The following is a 4,455-nucleotide window of genomic DNA, read 5'->3' on the forward strand; positions in this document are numbered from 1 at the left end:
AAGGAACATTCAGCTCTTCATTGTTGGTATAAACCATTTTTGGCAGCCGGGCCAAAAGCACCAGGGGATCGCAGAACCGGTTAAATTCTTTCGCAGACATATAGGGTTTCGGTTCCCAAAAAGCATCTAAAACACCAACAAGGGCTGTGCCCTGTCCTGGAAAATCACTTAGACCCAATAGCTGAAATCCGCCAAAACCGGGGGTACGCATTGCAGCTTCTATATCGGCTTTATAACAAAGCGACTGTAGCTTTCCTGTAGCCATAAAAAAGCTATCAGCCAACATGGAGAGGCCATTTTGCGCCAGTTTGTCCCGAAATATTTCGAAGTTCTTTGGTTTTAATATCCCATCATATTTTTTAATTTCCTTGAAATCAGGATATACACACCACTGACCAATCTCATGACTAACAGTAGGTTGTTTCCATTTAGAGATGATCTCTGTAAAATCATAATCCGATTTTGGAGCTTCTTTATTTATAATGCTCGACAGTCCCTGCCCCCAGCCCTGAATCCTGGGTTCTGGCATATTATTGTAATCGCTGGCATCGTTTTGCGGCCAACCTGCCGCAGTGGTATACATCCTTCTCGAATCTTTCATCTTCCAGCACTTTACAAAAGTAACCAGGTAGTCTGCATTGTTTTTTCCCGATGGCTCATTTCCATAAGTCATCATTACAAAGGAAGGATGGTTTCCATAAGCTTTAACCATTCGCTCGCTTTCCGCATAAATATATTTATCTAAAGGCAAACCATCGCCAATTAAGGCATCAGCATAACCGTTTGACCAGGCCGAGCATTCTACCTGTACAAATAAACCCAATCGGTCGGCAGCAATAAAAGCAGCTTCCGGAGGGCACCAGGAATGAAATCTCACATGGTTTAGCCCATAAGCTTTTATCGTTTCAAATATCTTTTTCCAGCTGGATACATCAGTAGGCGGGTAACCTGTTTTAGGAAAAACTGCACAATCTAATGTGCCGCGCAAAAAAACCGGTTTGTTATTGAGAACAAACTGGGTGCCTTTGGCCTTAAATTCCCGCATGCCGAAAATTATATTTTTCCGATCCGGTGCGGTATCTTTTGACGATCTGAGGTTTAACTGCATTTCATACAGATTCGGATGAAATTCGCTCCATAACAATGGCTTATTCCCCATAGGATAAATAAACTCAATGGTTTTCTCCTTTTCAGAAATCACCAGTTTTTGTGTTAAAGGTTTTAATTTTGGAGTACCAGGTTGATCTGCAACAGCTGTTAAATCCAAAGCCATTTTTTTGCTGGCACCCGTTGCATTGTTAAGTTGCACCCTTACCAATACCTGATTGTTTTTAATATCAGGATAAAGCTGCACATCAGAAATATACACTTTAGGCCTGGCCACAAGTTTTAAATCTCCTATCAAACCGTTCCAGTTGGTTTGCGTATGATCGGAAACACTATGAGCATTAGGTCCCATATTAATGTCCTTTATCCTGTTGTCAACTCTGATGGTTATTTTGTGCGTTCCTGATGTCAGCTTAACACCCATATCGAATACTTGGGCTGTACCAAGACTATTCTCCATACCAATTTTCACATCATCAATCCATACCGTTGTTTCCCAATGGCTTCTCTCTATAAAGAGCTGTATGAATTTATCTTTCCAGGAAGCAGGAATATTTATTATTTTCTGGTACCAAGCCGCACCAACATAATGCTTTACCGGCTGGAGCCAAAAGGGTATTTTAATATGACCAGGCTGCCTGTATTTTGCGTATTCATCTTTCGTATACCAGGATTTATCTACAATCTGAGCAGTCCATTGCGTTTTTACAGAAACTTCGTCGCCCTTTCCATTGGTCGTCATTGAGCCTGGCAGCTTTATCTTTTCCTCCAGTTTCTGCATGTACCATTTCTCAGAAATCCCCTTATCCAGCGAATCCACTTGAAATGACCAGGTGCCTGAAAGATCAATTTGTTGATGACCTTCATTTTTCGACTGCCCCGCAGCCGTAATGGTTAAAAAAAGTAAGGGTAGTTGTAGATACTTAAAAAGAAATTTCATACAAGTTTAATGAGGGTTAGATCAACTAAATGATCAATGATAATTAATGATTACGTTTATATTGGCAAGTTTAAAGATCAGATTTACGGCCGGAGGTTAAAATGGATTAATTTCCAAAAAGATGGATTATTATAGGGCTATCTTGATAATAAGCAGTATAAAGAGTTATCAAACGTTTGCGCTGTTTTTAAATTTTATTTTACCACAGCAATGGTTCTATTTGAGTAAAATCAACTTACCACCAAAAAAATTTATGATACCCTACAGAAAAATACTGTTCATGTTACTTTGTATGCTTTCCGTCTATACAACGCGCGCACAGCAGTCGCAAACCTTTAAAATCGGAAAGGAAGCTTTTGAACTTAACGGAAAACCTTATGTAATACGCTGCGGCGAAATGCATTTTGCCCGCATACCCAAAACAGAATGGCGCAGCCGCTTAAAAATGGCTAAAGCCATGGGCTTGAATACCGTTTGTGCCTATCTGTTTTGGAACATGCACGAAAAACAACCTGATACCTTTACCTGGACAGGCCAGAGTGATGCTGCTGAATTTTGCAAAATAGCGAAAGAAGAAGGCCTGTACGTCATCTTGCGCCCGGGTCCCTATTCTTGTGCCGAGTGGGAATTTGGTGGCTTTCCATGGTGGCTGCTGAAAGATAAATCCATTCAGCTCCGTACACAGCATCCTTATTTTCTAGCCCGTGCCAAGAAGTATTTGCTAGAGGTGGGACGTGAGCTGGCACCACTGCAAATCAGCAATGGTGGTAACATCATTATGGTTCAGGTCGAAAATGAATATGGCAGCTATGGCAATGATAAAAAGTATATGGAAACTATTAAGTCCTATGTAGAAGCTGCGGGTTTCAAAGTACCCTTGTTTCATTGCGACGGGCCGTCACAGTTAAAAGAGGATCACCCCGATGACCTCTTTGCAGTTGTGAATTTTGGCAGTAATCCAAAAGAAAACTTTGAAGCCTTGCGCCAGGTACAGCCAACAGGTCCTTTGATGTGCGGCGAATATTATCCAGGTTGGTTTGACAGCTGGGGCAGACCCCACCACACTGGAGGTACTAAAAGAATTATTGACGAGTTAAAATACATGCTTGACCACAAAGCATCCTTCAGTATTTACATGGTACATGGTGGCACCACATTCGGCACCTATAGTGGAGCCAATGCCCCACCCTTTTTACCGCAAACCACCAGCTATGACTACGATGCTCCAATAGATGAAGCAGGTAACCCTACAGAAAAATACCACCAGATCAGAAAGTTATTCAGCAACTATCTGCAGGAAGGAGAAACCTTACCCGATATTCCCGCTTCAAATAAAATTCAAAAACTTGCCCCGGTTAAATTTACCGCATTTGCAGCACTGAATAAAAACCTGCCAAAATCAGTTTTGTCTGATACTGTTAAGCTCATGGAAGATCTTAACCAGAATTTCGGATGTGTACTCTATCAAACGCAATTGGCAGGCGGAGAAAGATCTCTGCTGCAATTTCGCGATATCCATGATTATGCGCTCATTTACATCGACGATCACCTCATCGGTACTTTAGACAGAAGAAAGAACAAATTCTCTCTGGAAATACCCAAACACAACAAGAACGCTAAACTCAGTGTACTGGTCGAAGCTGTGGGCCGGGTAAATTATGGTTACGCGATGCACGACCGCAAAGGGATTCACGGCCCCGTATATCTGCTTACCGGCAATACGAAAACTGAGCTCAAAAACTGGAAGAATTACCCTATTCAGCTTGGAGATCACAACATCCCGGTACGTTATCAACCCATTACACCTCAAAAACCTGCAGCCGGTTTCTACAAAGGCACTTTTACAGCCTCAAACTTGTCCGATACCTATATCGATATGAGCAAGTGGAACAAAGGCCTGGTTTGGATCAATGGAACTTGCCTGGGTCGTTACTGGAATATCGGACCAACACAAACCATGCTGGTACCGGGAAGCTGGCTCAAAAAAGGACAAAATGAAATCATAGTGTTTGATCTGTTCGGCAATGCAGCTCCTAAGCTAACCTTCACTGATCAACCCGTTTTAGACAAAGTAAACGAGACACAACCCCAGGTGCATAAAAAAGCCGGACAACATTGGACAGAAGACGCCCAGAAAGTCTATCATGCAGGGAGTTTTGAAAACAGTTCCAACTGGCAAACCGCCTCATTTAAACCTGTAGACGCAAGGTTCTTTTGCCTGGAAGCGCTATCAGAACAGCATGGACAACCTTATACATCTGTAGCCGAACTGGTCTTGCTCGATCCCCAGGGTAGAGAAATACCAAGGACCGACTGGAAAGTTGTTTATGCAGACAGCGAAGAATTAAATGGCGATGATGGGAACGCTGCAAATGTTTTTGATCTGCAATACACCAGCATCTGGCATA

At 42.3% G+C, this 4,455-nt stretch carries 2 protein-coding genes; one reads left to right on the plus strand and one right to left on the minus strand.

The annotated features are described in order from the left end of the window. The coding region (locus VNZ46_RS13700; protein WP_325560653.1) for a sugar-binding domain-containing protein at window positions 1–2,047 on the minus strand (2,047 nt) is incomplete at its 3' end. A gap of 253 nt (window positions 2,048–2,300) precedes the next feature. On the opposite strand from VNZ46_RS13700, the gene VNZ46_RS13705 reads away from it, so the two are divergent. Next, window positions 2,301–4,455: beta-galactosidase (locus tag VNZ46_RS13705; RefSeq protein WP_325560654.1), on the plus strand; the 2,155-nt coding region annotated here is incomplete at its 3' end.

The sequence above is a fragment of the Pedobacter sp. genome (assembly GCF_035566355.1).
In the GTDB taxonomy this organism is placed as follows: domain Bacteria; phylum Bacteroidota; class Bacteroidia; order Sphingobacteriales; family Sphingobacteriaceae; genus Pedobacter.